Below are 15,068 nucleotides of genomic sequence, written 5' to 3'. Positions count from 1 at the left end.
TCCAGGCGGAGCGGCGCGCGGCGTGCCGCGCACTAGGGTGCTGACCATGAGGCTGGGGGGCGCTCTCCGGGCGCGGTGGGGCAGGACGGGACGGGCCGCGCGCTGGACGGCGGCCGGGACGGCGGCCGTTCTGGCGGGCGGCGGCGCCGCCTGGGGCGTCGCGGCGGGCGACGCGCCCCGCGTGCGGACGTCCGAGCAGCGCATCGCCGTGCTGGACGGCCCGAAGGACGATCAGCGCGTCCTCCTGGACACGACGTTCTACCGGCCGGTCGGCCGGGCGAAAGGCCCGGCGATCATGCTGGCGCACGGCTTCGGCGGCTCGAAGCGGGACGTGGCGGGCGAGGCACGCGACCTGGCCCGCGCCGGGTACGCGGTGCTGGCGTGGTCGGCGCGCGGGTTCGGGCGCTCGACCGGGGAGATCGCGCTCAACTCGCCCGACTACGAGGTGAAGGACTCCCGGCAGCTCGTCGACTGGCTGGCGAAACGTCCCGAGGTCGTCCTCGACGGGCCGGGCGACCCGCGCGTCGGCATGGCGGGGCAGTCGTACGGGGGCGCGATCGCGCTGATGACCGCCGCCTACGACCGGCGGGTGGACGCCATCGCGCCGCAGATCACCTGGAACAGCCTCGCGGACGCGCTGTTCCCGTCCGCCACCGGCGCCGGGCCTTCGGACGGCGTGTTCAAGAAGCTGTGGGCGGGGGTCTTCTTCACGAGCGGCGCGGGCCGGACGGCATGCGGGCGTTTCCTGCCGTCACTGTGCGACATGTACCAGGAAATCGCGACGAAGGGCCGTCCGACCTCGTCGGCGATCGAGACGTTGCGCCGGTCGAGCCCGGCGGCGGTCGCCGACCGGATCAAGGTGCCGACGCTGCTGGTCCAGGGACAGGCCGACTCGCTGTTCCCGCTGGACCACGCCGACGCCAACGCACGCGCGATCGCCGCCTCCGGCGCGCCGGTGTCGGTGGTGTGGTTCCAGGGCGGGCACGACGGCGGCGATCCGGAGACCGAGCGGGTCGAGGGGCTGGTGCGCGACTTCTTCGACGCGCGCCTCCGCGGTGCAGCACCCGCTCTGGACGGTTTCACGGTGACGCGGGCGGGCGGGCTCGACTCGTCCACGCAGCAGGTCGTCGTGGAGGAGGCGACGACATCCCGGTATCCAGGGCTTTCCGGCGATGCGGTCGGGATGTCGCTCTCCGGCGGCGAGCAGACGATCTTCAACCCGGCGGGCGGGTCGCCGGCGTCGATCTCCGCCATGCCGGGGCTGGGCGCGCTCGGGTCCCTCGGCTCGCTGGGCGGGTCACTGCCGGCGGACATGCCGGGGCAGACCGCCACCTTCGACACGCGCCCGCTGGACCGTCCGGTGCGGCTGACCGGGGCGGCCACGGTCCGCCTCAAGGTCCGCGGGGACGGGCCCCTGTTCGCCAAGCTCTACGACGTCCCGCCCGGCGGGACGGCCGCTCCGGCGCGGCGCCTGGCGGCCCCGTTCCGCGTGTCGGACGGCGAGGTCACGGTGACGCTCCCGGCGATGGACTACCGCTTCGACCGCGGCCACCGCCTGCGCCTCGTCATCGCGACGACCGACATGGGCTTCGCGACGCCCCCGGAACCGTCCTCCTACAAGGTGCAGGTGGTCTCGCCCCTGAGCGTCCCCACCGCCCCCTCCTTGACCACGGCATCTCCGCCACTGCCCGCCTGGGTGTGGGCCCTGCCGTTGGCCGCCGTCGCCGTGGCCGCCGCCATCCTCCTGCCCGGACGTCGTAGGCGCGGCACATCGACGGGCAACGACGTCCCGCTGGAGATAACGGGCCTAACGAAGGCTTACAAGAACGGCCATCTAGCCGTGGCCGACCTGTCGTTCCGAGTAGAGAAGGGCCAGGTTCTCGGCCTGCTCGGCCCGAACGGCGCCGGAAAGACCACGACCCTACGCATGCTCATGGGGCTGATCCACCCCGACTCGGGCGAGATCCGCATCTTCGGTCACCGTGTCACTCCTGGAGCCCCTGTCCTGTCCCGCCTGGGTTCCTTCGTAGAAGGGCCTGGATTCCTCCCCCACCTCTCCGGCCGCGACAACCTGGACCTGTACTGGCGCGCCACCGGCCGTCCCCTGGACGAAGCCCACCTGGACGAAGCGCTGCGTATAGCGGACCTGGGGTCCGCCCTAGACCGGGCTGTGCGTACCTACTCGCAAGGCATGCGGCAGCGGCTCGCCATAGCCCAAGCCATGCTCGGCCTACCGGACCTCCTCGTCCTGGACGAGCCCACCAACGGCCTCGACCCGCCCCAGATCCGCGAGATGCGCGAGGTGCTCGTCCGGTACGCCGCGGACGGACGGACCGTGATCGTCTCCAGCCACCTGCTCGCCGAGGTCGAGCAAACGTGCACGCACGCGGTCGTCATGGCCGGCGGCCGCCGCGTCGCCGCCGGTCCCGTCAGCGAGATCACCGGCTCCGGCCGCCGCCTGGAGGACGCGTTCCTGGAGATCATCGGAGAGGCCCCATGACGACCTACGACGTCCGGCGGACCCTGCCCCTGCGGGTCGAGGCCGTCCGCCAGTTCCGGCGCCGCCGCACCCTCGTCGCGTTCGGGATCCTGCTCGTCCTGCCCTGGGTCCTGGTGCTCGCGTTCAAGCTCGGCGGCGACCCCGGCCCCGACGGCATGCCCAGCCTGGTGGACGTCGCCACATCGTCCGCGCTGAACTTCGCCCTCTTCGCCCTGTTCGTCTCGACGGGTTTCCTGCTGGTCGTCGCGGTCGCCCTGTTCTGCGGCGACACGGTCGCGAGCGAGGCCGGCTGGTCGTCGCTGCGGTATCTATTGGCCGCCCCCGTCCCGCGCGGCCGCCTCCTCCGCCAGAAACTGATCGTCGCCCTCTCCTACGCGGTCGTCGCCGTCGTCAGCCTGCCGCTGATGTCCCTGGTGGCCGGCACGGCGGGGTTCGGCTGGGGCGACGTCGAACTCCCCACCGGCGGCACCGTCCCGGTGAGCACCGCGCTCGGCCGGATGGCGATCATCATCGGCTACTCGCTCGTCGCGCAGCTCGTCGTCGCCGCCCTGGCGTTCCTGCTGTCGGTCACCACCGACTCGCCCCTCGGCGCGGTCGGCGGCGCCGTCGGCCTCGTCATCGTCAGCAACATCCTGGACGCCGTCACCGCCCTCGGCTCCTGGCGCGACTTCCTCCCGACCCACTGGATGTACTCGTGGATGGACGCCCTGCAACCCCAAATCCAATGGACGGGCATGGCGAAGGGCACCGCGATATCCCTTTCCTATGCCCTGATCCTGTTCGCGCTGGCCTTCCGCCGCTTCCGAAGCCGCGACATCGTCTCGTGAATTTCAGCAACATTCGGTGATCATTCACTCACGCTCCGTCGACAGATCTTCCTGAAAATCGGTCGAACCGGCAGTGTTCGTCGCATAAGCTCGGCGAACCACGCGGAAGCCGGCTGCGTCACACGAAGTGGCGACGATTAAGTCAGGCCCGTTGGGGGGAGATGATCACCATGGCACGGCAGCAGCTCATCAAGCGCCCCAAGCCCCCACGTCAACCGAGCCAGCCCGACCTGAGGACCCCCTCGGGCCGCCTGCTCCCCTACTGAAGCCGCGCCAGAAACCGATCCCGGTCGACCACCACGCGCTCCACGCGTCCGATGGCCACCACCGAACCGCGCTCGTCGACGGCCTCGACCTCGAACACGAGCCGCTTCCCGTCGACCTCTTCGAGTTCCGCCGTCACGGTCACGCGCACACCGACCGGACTGGCCGCACGGTGCTCCAATTCGACGCGCGTCCCCACAGAGGTCTGACCGTCGCCGAGACGGCCCGCGAGCGCTTCAACGGTCGCCGCCTCCGCGAGCGCCAGCAACCGAGGCGTCCCCAGCACGGGGACATCCCCGCTCCCCATCGCGACCGCCGTGTCACCATCCCCGACCACAATGGACACCCGCGCGTGCGACCCCGCCGTCAACTCCACCTCTCGTCACAACTCCCGTTCAAGCCGTGCCGCGACCTCCCGATACCGGCTGACCGGAACGAGATGGACCCCGTCGAACGCCCCTGAGTCCCGAATGGCGAGCACCTGTTCGCAAGCCGCCTCTACCCCGGCGCCACGATCCCGCTCGACGGCCTCGACAAGCTCCGCAGGAATATCGATATCCGAAATGGCGGCAGCCAGATTCCGTGCCATCCCGGCACTCGCCAGAACCATGACGCCCGCGTAGACGGGCCCGTTCACCTCGACGCTCTCCCGCCACCGCAGCAGGTTCTCCAGCGAGTAGCTGACCTGGACGAACATGAAGTCCGCGGCCAGCTTCCACTCGGGCACTTTCCGCAGCCCGGACGTCACCCCGACCTGGAACGGCCCGCACCCGGCGAACACCTCGTCCTCGCTCGCCGCACGGGCCTCGTCCATCATCGCCCGGACGGTCAGCTCACTCGTCCGTCCGCCCGCGCTCGGCTTGTCCCCGTAGACGAACAGAAAGCGCTCAACCCCGTAAGCGGCCGCCGTGAGCAGGTCCCTGCGGAACCCGAGCAGATTCCGATCCCGCGAGTTCAGACAGGCGATCCCCTGCGCCCCCATGGCCTGCACCTCATGGGCGACGGCCACACTCGACACGGTGGCCCGCCCGATATGGTTATCGGGAATCAGGAACGAGTCCGCCACCGGACTCAGAACGCCGATCTGATGGCGAACCTTCTGCAGATCAGGCCGGGTCGGCGGCTCAACCTCACAAACAACCTCAAACCCCACGAGCATCCTCCCAGCCACGATGCTTCAGCTTTCTCGACCGTCCGGACGTCAGGAGAAGGATAGCCGCGTCCACTTCACAGGAGGTCTGCGAGGCGGCCGCATCGCGTTCCGCCTGGTCGGTGAGGTCCAGGGCCGCTGCGATGATGTTCCGTCGGCTGAGGTCGAAAGCCATGTAGGCGCATGAAGGCCCGATCCCTAACGGGATATGTTGCGAGAACTGTAGCCCTGCAGGTGCGGCAGCCGTTCGGACGAGCCCGAACCGAACTCCTCGACGTTCCAGGTGATGATCCGGCGCGGGTGTATGCGGAGCGTCTCCTTGGCGAATACCGCAAGGAGCGGCGGATCAAGGACCACGATCTCAACCTCCCCGCGCACCTCCACACCCCGCCCCGTCTGGCCAAGTGGATTGGGGGTCTCGGATTGATCGTCAACGACGAAGGAGACCCGCGGATCGGCCTGGACGTTGCGGAACTTCTGGCTCCTGGTCAACGCCGGCCCCCCGACGTCGATCGTCCCGGTGTCCGCGTTCGTCCAGAAGGCCACCGGCTGGACCTGCGGCGCTCCGCCCGGCCCGATGGTCGCCAGGCGTCCCAGCGAACGCTCGGCGAGGTATGCGATCTCTGCAGCAGTGAAGACCATGTCACGAGCCTGCTACCTCAACCATAATCGAGGTCAAGCCAAAGTGGCGTACGTACTCCAGGCCCTCACCGGAGCCGGTGGAGCCCCGGGCCGTCAGTCCGCGCACGCGCTTCGATCGCAACAAGCCGGCCGCCTTCTTCCCGGCCAATGAAATCCGCCGCCATAGCTCGGCCGGACCGTGAGTGAGTGCCAGCAGCCCCGTGGCAATGAGTTCCTCGCAGGTCAGGGGGCGTGTGTGAAGTTGTTCGTCACGCCGTCCACGCAGGCGCGGTCTTTAAGATGCACAGAGGTACACTGCGCGGCTAATGGGTCCCCATATCTCAGGCGAAGGCAGGTGGGCGGTGAGGAGCAGGAGCCCTCAAGAGAAGAAGCAGCTCAGCTATGCCAAAGACCGCCGCAACGCCTACGCGGAGAACGACAAGTCGTCCAGGAATGCCGTACGGCTGAACAAGCGATTCCCTAATCGTGCGAACCGCCACCGTCTCCAGCGGATTCTTCGGGATGCTGCGGGCAGGCCCGACGCCGAGCGGGCGGGGAAGGTTGAGGAGCGGCTGGGGCGTCGGCGGCCGAAGACATGGCAGAAGGAGCCAGACCTGCCCCTCGGAGATTGGGTCGAAAGCAGGCTGCAGCGGCGCCTTCGTCGCGAGAAAGCCGGACTGGCCGTCGAGCGCCGCCTTGCCCGAGTTGAGCAACGGCGCAGCCGACGCGCCAAGCTTCGTTCTCGCACAAAGGCGCGGGTCGCCACCAAGGGGACAGTCGAACGGCGCTGGTGACGTGTCACCAGCTGAACCGGCCACTGGCGTGCACCCGTCGCTGGACTCGGATGGACCCGGCGGGCAGTCGGGGCGGCGGTGCGTGGACGTGGCCTGGCGTTATGCCCGATCATGGGGCAATGTCGCTCCACACGCACGAGGCCGATCTGTTCGAGAGATCCAGGGGGCGCTTGGAGGCGATCGCCTACCGGCTGCTGGGATCGGCCGGTGATGCGGAGGACGCGGTGCAGGACACGTACCTGCGCTGGCATGCGGCGGACCGGGAACGGATCGAGACGCCCCAAGCATGGCTGACCAAGGTGCTCACCAATCTCTGCCTCAACCAGCTCAACTCGGCGCGGGCCAGGCGAGAGACCTACGTAGGGCAGTGGCTGCCCGAGCCGGTGCTGGACGGAGATCGGATCCTCGGTCCCGCCGACACGCTCGAGCAGCGCGAGTCGGTCTCCATGGCGATGCTCACCCTCATGGAGCGGCTGTCCCCCAATGAGCGGGTGGTGTACGTGCTGCGCGAGGCGTTCGGGTACTCGCACCGCGAGATCGCGGAGATCCTGGACGTCACGGAGTCGAACTGCCAGCAGATCTACCGGCGCGCCAGGCTGCATCTGGCCGCCGAACGATCCCGCGCGGAGATCGATGCGGTCGCCGCACGGAAGATCGTCGAGGAGTTTCTCGCCGCGGCCCTCAGCGGCGACACCGAGCCGCTGATCCGGCTGCTCGCCGACGACGCGGTCAGCGTGGCCGACGGCGGCGGCAAGGTCACCGCCCGCAAGACCCCGGTCATCGGGGCAATGGAGATCGCCAAGTACCTGCGCGGCATGTTCCGGCCGAGCGACTCCAAACGAGCCCTCGCCGGTGGCAGCCCCGCCTTCCACGCCGCCGTCGTCAACGGCGGTCCTGCCGTGCTGGTCGAGGTCGGGGAGCAGGTCATCGGCGTGATCTGCCTCGACGCGACTCCCGGCGGGGTCGCCGCGGTCCACATCCAGGTCAACCCGGACAAGCTTCAGCGCATCACGCGCCAGTGGGCGGCCGCTGGTCCTCATCGCCCGCCGGCAGAAAAATGGTGACCCGGATCACACTCGCTCGTTGTCAGGGATCGCTCGGCTGTCCGGTTCAGGAGGTGACAGCGACCAGATAGGAGCGAGCCATGAAGCACCGCATCGTCGTCCTGGGGGCCGGGTACGCCGGAGCCAACGCCGCCGGCCGCCTCGCCAGGCGGCTGCACCGCGACGACGTCGAGATCACCCTGGTCAACGGCGACCCGGAGTTCGTCGAGCGGGTGCGCATGCACCAGCTCGCGAGCGGACAGGATCTGCGGCCTCGGCCACTGCGCGACCTCTACGCGGGCACCGGCGTGCAGGTCCGGACGGCCCGGGTCACCGCCGTCGATGTGGAGGCCAAGACCGTCGATCTCGGCGGTGAGACCCTCGCCTATGACACCCTCGTGTACGCCCTGGGCAGCGCCGTCGCCGATCACGGCGTCCCGGGCGTCGCCGAGCATGCCCACAACGTGGCCGGCAAGCAGGCCGCTCTCCGGTTGCGGGCGCGCCTGAACGAGGTCGAGCCCGGTGGGACCGTGCTGATCGTGGGCGGCGGCCTGACCGGCATCGAGACGGCCACCGAGATCGCCGAAGCCCACCCGGACCTCGATGTCGCGATCGCCGCCCGGGGCCGCGTCGGCGGCTGGCTCAGCGACAAGGCCCAGCGCCATTTGCGCGGCGCCCTGGACCGGCTCGGCATCACGGTGCACGACCACGCCGACATCACGCGCGTCGAGGCGGAGAGCGTGGTCACCGATGCGGGCGAACAGATCCGGGCGCAGGTGACCGTGTGGACCGCGGGCTTCGCCGTCCACCCGATCGCGGCCGCCACCGCTCTCGAGGTGTCCGGCAGCGGCCGAATCGTCGTCGACGCCGGCATGCGATCGGTCTCCCACCCCGATGTGTACGCCGTCGGCGACGCCGCGCTGGCCGACGGGGCGGGCGGCGAGCCGCTGCGGATGTCCTGCGCCTCGGCGAACCCGATGGCGTGGCTGGCAGCCGACGTCATCGCCGCGCGCCTGGCCGGTCGCGAGGTTCCCGAGACCACGATCGGCTACTCCGTGCAGTGCATCAGCCTCGGACGCCGCGGTGGAATCATCCAGCGCGTGACCGCCGACGACCAGGTGACGTCCACCGTCATCACGGGACGGACCGCCGCCCGGATCAAGGAGATGATCTGCGCCAGCGCGGCCTGGAGCATCTCCCACCCGACCATGATGATGCCGAGCCGCCGACGCCGCCTCGCGGTCACCAACGCAGCGGAGACCAGGGTCCTCACCCGGTCATGACGAAAGCGTTTGTCGTGGAGAGGTGCCGGGCGAGCATGGTTGCCCACTCGCCCGGCACCTGAGTACCAGCGCACTGCTCGGGTCGCCCCCCGCCGCTGAGCGGCTGCGCCACGCCGGATCCACGCCCACCACCCGACAGCCCGATCACTCGTCGCCACCCCAGCCTCATCGATCGCTCTCAGACCAGGACCTCGGCGCTGCGTCCGAGCGGGCTGGATACGTAGGGCCGGCTGTGGGCAACGGGTGTGTAGTGTCGATCAGCACGGGTGCGAGCCGGGGAGGCCGAATGGGAGCAGGAGAACACCTGGAACGGCTGCGAAGCGGTGAGGCAGCGCAGCGTGTGTTCGGTGAGCCGTACGACAGGCCCGATGGCGCCACGGTGATTCCGGTCGCCAGGGTCATCGGCGGCAGGCACCCGCGGGCCACGCCCCTCGGCGTCTTCGTCGTCCACAACGGGAAGGCGTCCTGGACGCCAGCAGTCGACGGGTCCCGGATGGCGCTGCTGGGCGGGTTGATCGGGCTGGTCTCCGCGGGGCTGGCGACCGCAGCGGTACTGCGTCGGCCGCCCTGGCCTGATATCTCGATTCAAAAGATCACAAAGCACTGACGGGATCGGCCCCGCCAGACCCGCGCCGACCACGCAGCTCGGCAGGTAAGCACAGCCGCAGCGCACCTACGAGCGCGTTCCACCTCTCGATCTTCTCGCATGCGTGTTTTGTGGAACACCGTCAGCAGGACGATTCGTCTTCCAGAAGCGATCCAGTAGGTCACACGTACGGCCTGTGTGTCGAGGTGGAAACGCAACTCCTCAACTTGCCATCGAGCTGCCGCGTGTCGGCTCCCCGAGCAGCACCCCCTCATCGGCGAGCAAGTCGATGTAGAACGCCGCCGTAGCGAACTGCGGAGTCGGTAGAAGTTCCAACCACTGCCGCACCTCCGGCTCAAGCTCCACAGCACCCCAAGCCATAGCATCAATGCTATGGCCTGGGGGACGGCGAAGGTCGACTTTGCATAGAAGCTGGAGCGACCAGTGCTACTCGGCTGGAGCCACGCCCACTGGGCAGCTCAGGCCCGTGCCGCCTATGCCGCAGTAGCCGTTGGGGTTCTTGGCGAGGTACTGCTGGTGGTAGTCCTCGGCGTAGTAGAAGTCGGGGGCGCTGGTTATCTCGGTGGTGATGGGGCCGTAGCCGGCCTTGTTGAGGACCTGCTGGTAGGCGTCTCGGGAGGCTTCGGCGGCCTTTTGCTGGACGTCCGTGCGGGTGAAGACGGCCGAGCGGTACTGGGTGCCGACGTCGTTGCCCTGGCGCATGCCCTGGGTGGGGTCGTGGGACTCCCAGAAGACGCGGAGCAGTTCGTCGTAGGAGACCTTGGCGGGGTCGTAGACGACGCGGACGGTCTCGGTGTGGCCGGTCTGGCCGCTGCAGACCTCTTCGTAGGTGGGGTTCGGGGTGTAGCCGCCCTCGTAGCCGGCGGCGGTGGAGATGACGCCGGGGGTCTGCCAGAACTTGCGTTCGGCGCCCCAGAAGCAGCCCAGGGCGAACTCGGCGATCTCGGCGCCGTCCGGGAAGGGCGGGGCCAGGGGCGCGGCGAGGACCTCGTGGCGCGGGGGTACCGGCATGGGCTCGTCCCTGCCGGGCAGTGCCTTCTCCGGAGTGACCATCTGGGTCTTCGCAAAGCCGAACATGTCTTTCAGATTAGCTCGCCGGTCAGGTCATGAGCGTAGATCTAGTTGGCTGGTTACGGGTGGTAGGTTGCCGAACGTGGCGAAGCGGGGCGTTGCGTTCGGGATCGCGGCTTATGCGATATGGGGGCTGTTCCCGCTGTACTGGCCGCTGCTGAAGCCGGCGGGGCCGGTCGAGATCCTCGCGCACCGGATCATGTGGTCGCTGGTCGCGGTGGGCGCGGTGCTCGCGGTGCAGTGAAGCCGGGCACCTACGCGATCGTCGCGCACTGCGGAGCGCGGACGGTGACCGGCGAGGTGCGGGTGGCGGGACGCCTGGCATGGCCGGACCTTCTGCCTACCGACCATAACCGTCAGTAATTCGGATAAAGCGGACATTTTTCGCCGGGCGATTCTTGCCGCCCCGCACATTCGACTCTTGACGCGCAGGCCGTTCCGGGCTGCCACCTGGACGGACGCCCCCAAACGGTCTCAATAAGTGAGACAACCGACCGGTAAGTGATGAACGCCACTTGCAGCTGGTCAATATTTCTTTCCTCCACCCCCTTGATCGCGGCAATTGATCATGTGATACTCCCACAGAAATATACAAATCGCCCAACCATCGCAGACGCCTACAGAGATCTCGAATCGCTCCCCTTTGCCCCGCCGCTCGTGCACAGCGGTCACGGCAGAGGGGCGATTGCTTTCAACCTCACTTTGGGGGGCAGTCGGAAGTGTCCGTCGACGTTGACGCCGTTCCTGTCCAGAGAGCGAAGAACTTCCCGCTCTACCGCACGGTCTCCCGGTTCGTCCGAGACCCGCTGCGGGAGATCTTGCGCATCAGTACCGCGGCGGGGGGTGAGATCGCACGGCTCGACCTCGGCGCTTCCCACCCCTACCTGGTGACCCACCCCGACCACGTCCAGCAGGTGCTGCGGAAGGAGTCGCAGAACTTCGTCCGGGACGGGACGTTCTGGCGCCCCCTGCACGGCCTGTTCGGCGACAGCATCATGTCCGAGTACGACGAGTGGGAGCTCAGCAAGCGGATCCTGCAGCCGGTGTTCTCGACCCGCACCATCAGGTCGCTCAGCGACCACATGGCCCGGGCGATCAACGAGGCCGTCCGGCAACTGGACGAACCGGCGCGCGAGGGCCGGCCCATCGAGGTGCTGCCGGAGATGGGACGCATCGTCCACGACACCGTGATCAAGGTACTGTTCGGCGACAAGATCCGGCAGGCGGAGGCCGACCGGATGATCCCGGCGATGGAGCGGCTGGCCACCTCGATCGCGTTCCGCTTCCTGCTGCCGTTCGTCCCGAAGTCGATCCCGCTGCCCGGCGACCGCGCCTTCGCCGAGGGGCTCGAGGTCATGGACGAGACGCTCAACGAGCTCGTCGACCGGTTCCGCTACGACGCGGGTGAGGGATACGACATCTTCACCGCGCTGTGCAAGGCCCGGATGACCGAAGGCAGCGGCCTGGACGACCAGTGGATCCGCGACAACCTGCTCGCCATGTGGGCCACCAGCACCGAGACGACGACCGTGGCCCTGACCTGGCTGTGGCCGATGCTCGACGGGCATCCCGAGGTGACCGACCGGCTCCGCGCGGAGATCGCCGGGGTCGTCGGGGACGAGGACGTCCAGCCCGAGCATCTGCACCGGCTGCCGTACGTGAAGCAGGTCGTCCAGGAACTCCTGCGCCTGTACCCGGTTGGCTGGATCTTCCCCCGGATCGCCCTCTCCGACACGAACATCGGCGGCGTCCCGATCAAGACGGGGCAGACCGTGCTGGTCAGCCCCTTCCTCACGCACCGCCTCGAATCGGTATGGGACCGGCCGCTCGACTTCGACCCCGAGCGCTTCACCGCCGAAGCGAACCGCACCCGGCACCGCTACGCCTACTACCCCTTCGGGGGAGGTCCGCACCAGTGCATCGGACGGCACGTGTTCAACATGGAGGCGGAGCTGATTCTCACCGCCATCCTGAGCCGGTACCGCCCGTCGCTGGTGCCGACGGACGGTCCGGTGGAGGCGCGGATCGGCGCGACGCTCCGTCCCAACCAGCCGCTCTACCTGAAGCTTCAGCCGATGAAGCGGTCGCGATGACGGAGACCGCGACCGACGAACTCACCGACCCTCATCATCCGGGCCGCCGGAACACGGCGGCCCCCGGAGCCGCCGCGCCGGTCACGCCCGCCCTTGAGGCCGGGACGATCTGCGCCGTCGCGGGCCAGGCGCAGCGGCAGATGCGCGCGTGGGCCGCCGAGCATCCCGCGCTGTACGAGGCGAAGGCGTTCGATCCGGCGCTGTTCAGCACGCTCGCGCTCGCGGCGGCGTTCAGCGGCCCCGGGCTCACCGCCGGGCGGCTGCGCATGGCCAACCGGGTCTGCCTGTGGTGCTTCGGCCTCGACTGGCTGGTCGACTACACCGCGTCGTCCCGCGCGGAGGTGGCGCGCCTCGTCCGGTTGTGCGCCGACATCGCCGACGGCGCGCCCCCCGGGGACGGGGCCTCCGCGGAGGACGAGCTGGCACGCTTCCTCGCCGCCGTCCGCACCGAACTGGAGGCCGAGCCGGCCTTCCCGGCGCTCCGGCACGTCTGGCGGGACGAGTTGCAGCGCGTGCTCGACGCGATGGCGCTCGAATGGGACTGGAAGGCCGCGCGCGAGCGGGGCGAGCCCGGGCCGTCGTTCGAGGAATACCTCGCGAACGCCGACAACCTGGGCTTCTCTTTCGTCTTCGCCTCGCACTGGATCGCGTCCGGGGGCGGCGGAGACGTTCCGGTGGTGCGCGAGGCGAGCCGGGCCGTCCAGCGGGTCGTCCGGCTGCTGAACGACCTCGGCACCTACGAGCGCGACGTCCAGTGGGGCGACCTGAACGGCCTGCTCCTCGACCGGACGCGCGCGGAGGTCGAGGAACGCATCGGGGAGTTGACCAGTGAGGCCCGGACGCTGCTCCGGGACGCCGCGGAGAGCGTTCCGGACCTGGCGCGGTACATGGAACGGCAGATGGACTTCTGCGCGGGCTTCTACGGAGTGACCGACTTCTGGGGCACCTTGTGAGCGTCGACGACCGTCCAGTGACGACGACCGCCGTCCCGTCCCCCCGGCAGCCGTCCGCCCGCGTCGACGACACCGCCGGCGCCGCGCGCGAGTTGATCGACGGACTCGTCGCGCACCCGTGGGGGCAGGTCTCGCCGTCGGTGTACGAGACCGGGCGGCTGGTGACGCTCGCCCCGCGACTGCGCGGCCACGACCGGCGCCTCTCCTATCTCCTGGAGAAGCAGCGGCCGGACGGCAGCTGGGGAGCGCCGACCGACGGGTACGCGCTCGTCCCGACCCTGAGCGCGGTCGAGGCGCTGCTCGCCGAGCTCACGAGCGACCGCGCGACGGCGGGCGGCGGACACGGGTCCACCGTGGACGGCGCACGGCTGGTGCGGTCGGCCGCCACCGGGCTGCGGACGATCGGCGATCGGATGTGCGGGCCGTCCGCGGCCTCCATGGAGCTGCCCGACCTGCCCGCGATCGAGCTGATCGCACCGGCCCTCACCGAGCGGATCAACGCCTCGCTGGCGCGGCTGCGCGACCGTCCGGTCCCGGGGCTGGCCGACTGGGCGGGCCGCGAACTCGGCCCGCCCGCCGGGATCGGCGGGGCGAAGCTGGAGTTCGTGCGGGCGCTGCTCGGCTCCGGCGCGGACGTCCCGCAGAAGCTGCTGCACGCCCTGGAGATCGCCGGGGACGAGCCGGCCGGCCCGGACGGGCTGCGACCGGAGCCGACCGGGACGATCGGCGCGTCGCCCGCGGCGACCGCGGCCTGGCTGGCCGCGCGGGCGGCGGACGAGCCGAGCAGCCCCGCCCGCTGGTATCTGGAGACCGTGGTGGCGCAGCACGGCGGGCCCGTGCCGTGCGGCTTCCCGCTGACGGTGTTCGAGCGCGGCTGGGTGCTGGCGTGGCTGGTCCGCGCGGGTGTCCCGGTCGCCGTCCCGCCGGCGCTCGTCCTCAGCCTGACGGCGCCGCTCGGCCCGGCGGGCACCCCGGCGGCGGAGGGCCTGCCGGCGGACGCCGACACCACGGCCGGCGCGCTGTACGCGCTCGCCCTGCTCGGCGCGCCCCACCGCCCGGACGTCCTCTACGCCTACGAGATGGACACCCACTTCTGCACGTGGCAGGGCGAGGAGGGCGCGTCGATCACGACGAACGCGCACGTGCTGGAGGCGTTCGGGGAGTACGTCACCGCGAGCGTCCGCACCGGCGGCCGGCGCGGCGCGGACGCCGCCCGCTACGCCTCGACCGTCGCGAAGGTCGCGGGCTGGCTCCGCGAGCGGCAGCGGCCGGACGGCAGCTGGACGGACCGCTGGCACGCCTCCCCCCTCTACGCGACGGCGTGCACCGCCATCGCGCTGGCGGGCTTCGGCGGGACGGAGTCGGCCGCCGCGGTCGACGCCGCCCGGCGGTGGGTCCTCGGATCGCAGCGGCCGGACGGGTCGTGGGGCCGCTGGGACGGGACGCCGGAGGAGACCGCCTACGCGGTGCAACTCCTCCTCTTGACTGGCCGGGCACCCGCCGCGGCCGAGCGGGACGCGGTCGCGCGGGCCGTCCCGCACCTGCTTCGCTCGCTGACCAGCGCGAACGGCGACGGCGCGGACGAGCCGGCGCTGTGGGTCGACAAGGACCTCTACCGGCCGTCGGCGATCGTGCGTGCGGCGGTGCTGGCGGCACTGCACCTGGCCCGTACCGTGCCCGCGTCCGGGGACAATGTTCCACGGAGGTGAAATTGGCCACATCCCGGTAAGCCGACACGCGCATCGAATACGACAAAGTGTTCCGCGTTGACGATTCACCTTGAGGGGCTATGGCCGTGTTGCTAGTCTTCTACGCCGTATGGAACGGCGGCTAGCCGTCGCCCTTGCACCTACCACACACCG

Annotated in this window: 12 protein-coding genes and 1 pseudogene; 9 read left to right on the top strand and 4 right to left on the bottom strand. The window is 69.9% G+C overall.

Annotated elements, in window-relative coordinates:
- Positions 1-46 precede the first annotated feature (46 nt).
- The gene (locus SM418_RS24230) at positions 47-2,500 is read left to right on the top strand and encodes an alpha/beta fold hydrolase (RefSeq protein WP_371943445.1); all 2,454 of its coding nucleotides are present in this window, start codon (positions 47-49) and stop codon (positions 2,498-2,500) included.
- Positions 2,497-3,327, top strand: coding sequence for an ABC transporter permease (locus tag SM418_RS24225; RefSeq protein ID WP_371943443.1), 831 nt, complete (start codon positions 2,497-2,499; stop codon positions 3,325-3,327). Before SM418_RS24230 ends, SM418_RS24225 begins: the two co-directional genes overlap by 4 nt.
- 259 nt (positions 3,328-3,586) lie before the next feature.
- Here SM418_RS24225 and SM418_RS24220 read toward each other — a convergent pair whose 3' ends face one another.
- From SM418_RS24220 to SM418_RS24210, 3 genes are all read right to left on the bottom strand, one after another.
- Positions 3,587-3,928, bottom strand: coding sequence for a thioesterase family protein (locus SM418_RS24220; RefSeq protein ID WP_371943478.1), 342 nt, complete (start codon positions 3,926-3,928; stop codon positions 3,587-3,589).
- Positions 3,929-3,973: 45 nt separating this feature from the next.
- The gene (locus SM418_RS24215; RefSeq protein ID WP_371943442.1) at positions 3,974-4,750 is read right to left on the bottom strand and encodes a methylenetetrahydrofolate reductase; all 777 of its coding nucleotides are present in this window, start codon (positions 4,748-4,750) and stop codon (positions 3,974-3,976) included.
- 189 nt (positions 4,751-4,939) lie between these two features.
- The gene (locus SM418_RS24210) at positions 4,940-5,383 is read right to left on the bottom strand and encodes a PPOX class F420-dependent oxidoreductase (RefSeq protein WP_371943441.1); all 444 of its coding nucleotides are present in this window, start codon (positions 5,381-5,383) and stop codon (positions 4,940-4,942) included.
- An 892-nt stretch (positions 5,384-6,275) separates the two neighbouring features.
- Here SM418_RS24210 and SM418_RS24205 point away from each other — a divergent pair.
- The 3 genes from SM418_RS24205 (at position 6,276) to SM418_RS24195 (ending at position 9,089) form a co-directional block, all read left to right on the top strand.
- Positions 6,276-7,220, top strand: a complete 945-nt coding sequence (locus SM418_RS24205; protein ID WP_371943439.1) for an RNA polymerase sigma-70 factor — start codon at positions 6,276-6,278, stop codon at positions 7,218-7,220.
- 80 nt (positions 7,221-7,300) lie between these two features.
- The gene (locus SM418_RS24200) at positions 7,301-8,482 is read left to right on the top strand and encodes an NAD(P)/FAD-dependent oxidoreductase (protein ID WP_371943437.1); all 1,182 of its coding nucleotides are present in this window, start codon (positions 7,301-7,303) and stop codon (positions 8,480-8,482) included.
- Between the two features lie 286 nt (positions 8,483-8,768).
- Positions 8,769-9,089, top strand: a complete 321-nt coding sequence (locus SM418_RS24195; RefSeq protein ID WP_371943436.1) for a hypothetical protein — start codon at positions 8,769-8,771, stop codon at positions 9,087-9,089.
- A 426-nt stretch (positions 9,090-9,515) separates the two neighbouring features.
- Here the strand turns inward: SM418_RS24195 and msrA are convergent, their stop codons facing one another.
- Positions 9,516-10,166 (bottom strand): peptide-methionine (S)-S-oxide reductase MsrA, encoded by a 651-nt coding sequence (msrA, locus tag SM418_RS24190; protein WP_371943434.1) that lies wholly within the window; start codon positions 10,164-10,166, stop codon positions 9,516-9,518.
- Between the two features lie 76 nt (positions 10,167-10,242).
- Here msrA and SM418_RS24185 point away from each other — a divergent pair.
- The 4 genes and pseudogenes from SM418_RS24185 to SM418_RS24170 form a co-directional block, all read left to right on the top strand.
- Positions 10,243-10,401, top strand: a pseudogene (locus tag SM418_RS24185) (EamA family transporter RarD); the annotation flags it as partial.
- 478 nt (positions 10,402-10,879) lie between these two features.
- Positions 10,880-12,253: a cytochrome P450 gene (locus SM418_RS24180; protein WP_371943433.1), complete on the top strand. Its 1,374-nt coding sequence runs from the start codon at positions 10,880-10,882 to the stop codon at positions 12,251-12,253.
- On the top strand, positions 12,250-13,206 hold the full coding sequence (locus SM418_RS24175; RefSeq protein ID WP_371943432.1) for a terpene synthase family protein: 957 nt from the start codon (positions 12,250-12,252) through the stop codon (positions 13,204-13,206). Before SM418_RS24180 ends, SM418_RS24175 begins: the two co-directional genes overlap by 4 nt.
- Positions 13,203-14,915: a prenyltransferase/squalene oxidase repeat-containing protein gene (locus tag SM418_RS24170; RefSeq protein WP_371943431.1), complete on the top strand. Its 1,713-nt coding sequence runs from the start codon at positions 13,203-13,205 to the stop codon at positions 14,913-14,915. Before SM418_RS24175 ends, SM418_RS24170 begins: the two co-directional genes overlap by 4 nt.
- Positions 14,916-15,068: the final 153 nt, after the last annotated feature.

This window comes from Actinomadura chokoriensis (assembly GCF_041463665.1).
GTDB lineage: Bacteria > Actinomycetota > Actinomycetes > Streptosporangiales > Streptosporangiaceae > Spirillospora > Spirillospora chokoriensis_A.
The sequence above is the reverse complement of the archived record's forward strand: the minus strand, read 5'-3'. Positions and strand labels throughout refer to the sequence as shown.